The sequence below is a fragment of the Arsenophonus sp. ENCA genome, assembly GCF_002287155.1.
GTDB classification, from domain to species: Bacteria; Pseudomonadota; Gammaproteobacteria; order Enterobacterales; family Enterobacteriaceae; genus Arsenophonus; species Arsenophonus nilaparvatae.
On the sequence record NZ_NHNG01000470.1, the window covers coordinates 1 to 1,989 of the forward strand.

A 1,989-nucleotide genomic window follows, 5' to 3' on the forward strand; every position below is an offset into this window, starting at 1 on the left:
ATCGAGAAGTTAAACAAAATTGTGGTATTGAACGCTGTCAGGCTCGCACGAGCCGAGCGCAAAGAAATCATATTTTTCTCGCTATTTCTGCGTGGTTTGAACAACATAAACGTCGTATATCTGAAAAAATAACCCTTTATCAACAAAATTGGGACGTAATCAAAAATGCTATTGCTGAGCACATCCGTGTTTTATTAGCGTACCCAAATTAGTTTTGTGCGAAACTCGTGTATTATTAGCTAATATATCAAGAATCTCTAAAGGAAAGTCACTTATATCTAAACGTTCCTGATTGCCTTTTGTAACACCAGCAATATTAAACCCTCTTTTTTCTTCTTTATTAATTGTTAACTTAACATTATCTTTTATAAATTTAATAAGTTGCTTTTCATCTATATTACTATCAATATCTAAATATTGAGCACCATTCATTAAAGGTATCTTTAACGCATTATGTAATTCTGTCATCAGATTATCAAAAATAGTAAAACTCTGATTAAATATATTTTCTATCGACAACTTTACTTGATTATTATATTCCCCAACTACCTCTATATTAAAATCATATCGATATTTTTCACCAGCAAGTTCTGCAAGTCGGATAAAGGCCAAAATTTTACCATAAACTATTTTAGGAGTATTATCAATATATAGCTCAGATAAAATTTGTAATTGCTTTTCTATTTCACTTTTATTAGAAGGCGCCCCCCACTGATTCATTGCTTGTGATAATTTATCAAAGTCAGTTGTTACAACTTGCTTGGTTTTATCTGTATATGTTTGTTGAATATTACAATGGCGTCTAAAACAATCATCAATAAGCCCCATTAATATATCCTTAAAAATGATTATCAATGTAAATAAAAGTACCCGAGTTAACTATTTTACCGATATGAATAAAATAATATTTATATTTAAAAACCAAATTTAAAAAAACAAATCTCATACTAATAAACATTTTATTAATTATCCACTTACATCAATTCATTTTAAATAAAAATAAATTCACATGATACAGAGATACTACTATATTCAATAACTAAAAATATAAACAAAAAGAGTATTAACTAATGAATACTCTTTTTTATGAAAATATTTTAATATCATCAATAAAAGCACTATATTTTTTTCATTAGAGTATTACAATGCTCAATAACATTTCCTGTATCTATATTATTTTGATTAAATAAGGTTTGTTCGGTATTTTCTCTAATTTTATCAAATTCCTGTTTCAAATTTTTAGCCGTCTCAAGAGAGTTATGACTAGCAAGTTCAGAAAAAATTAATGATAAAGATGAAGCTGTAGCAGAAAAATAATCAAAACATTTCATTTTTGCCATAATAAAAGATTGTAAGAACTGCTTATTTTCTGCCAATTTCTCTCTCACCTCTAAAGAGAACTTAGCGATATCTAAACGATTTTGATTCTTGTCATCTACACCTTGTAGACTAAACCCGTGCGGACTGTTATCATCTATAATCAGTGCCAAGTCATTCTGCATAAAAGCATTGATTTCTTTTTTTGACATACTACTTTCTCCAGACAAATATTCAGAAGAATTTGTTAAAGGCACTTTCATTGCATAAAATAACTCATTCATCGGATCACCAAACCAGATAGATACCTTATCCAATATACCGTTAACTAATATATCTATTTTACTAAAACCGAAATGGGAATGCGCACTTGATATATCCGAATAAGGAACCATTTGTATTTTAAAATCATTCCGGTGTGGTTCACCTGCCAAGCTAGCAAGCCGAATAAATGCTGACAGCTTAGCATAAACTGATTCAGTATTATCAATAGGGCACCTCGAAAAACCTAAGCCGAGTTTGATTTTGCTGATAAAGTTATCGGAAGCTGGTCTACTGAGCTAACCACCATGAAGAAACGCAGCGCCATTAAGAATGACCTCTTTGCAAACCAGTATCACCAACAGACGATCGACAAGTTGGGTGACCCGCTGGTCAAGATCGAAACCTGTA

2 protein-coding genes and 1 pseudogene are annotated in these 1,989 nt (G+C 30.7%); 1 reads left to right on the top strand and 2 read right to left on the bottom strand.

Annotated features, from left to right (window positions below; all coding sequences use genetic code 11):
* Nucleotides 1-212, top strand: a pseudogene (locus CBG25_RS12150) (hypothetical protein); the annotation flags it as partial.
* Here the strand turns inward: CBG25_RS12150 and CBG25_RS12155 are convergent.
* Together CBG25_RS12155 and CBG25_RS12160 are read right to left on the bottom strand one after the other, a co-directional pair.
* Nucleotides 169-828 (bottom strand): hypothetical protein, encoded by a 660-nt coding sequence (locus CBG25_RS12155; protein ID WP_290606912.1) that lies wholly within the window; start codon nt 826-828, stop codon nt 169-171. The pseudogene CBG25_RS12150 and the gene CBG25_RS12155 overlap by 44 nt on opposite strands.
* Before the next feature lie 290 nt (nt 829-1,118).
* Nucleotides 1,119-1,751, bottom strand: a complete 633-nt coding sequence (locus CBG25_RS12160) for a hypothetical protein (protein WP_290606913.1) — start codon at nt 1,749-1,751, stop codon at nt 1,119-1,121.
* Between the last annotated feature and the right edge of the window lie 238 nt (nt 1,752-1,989).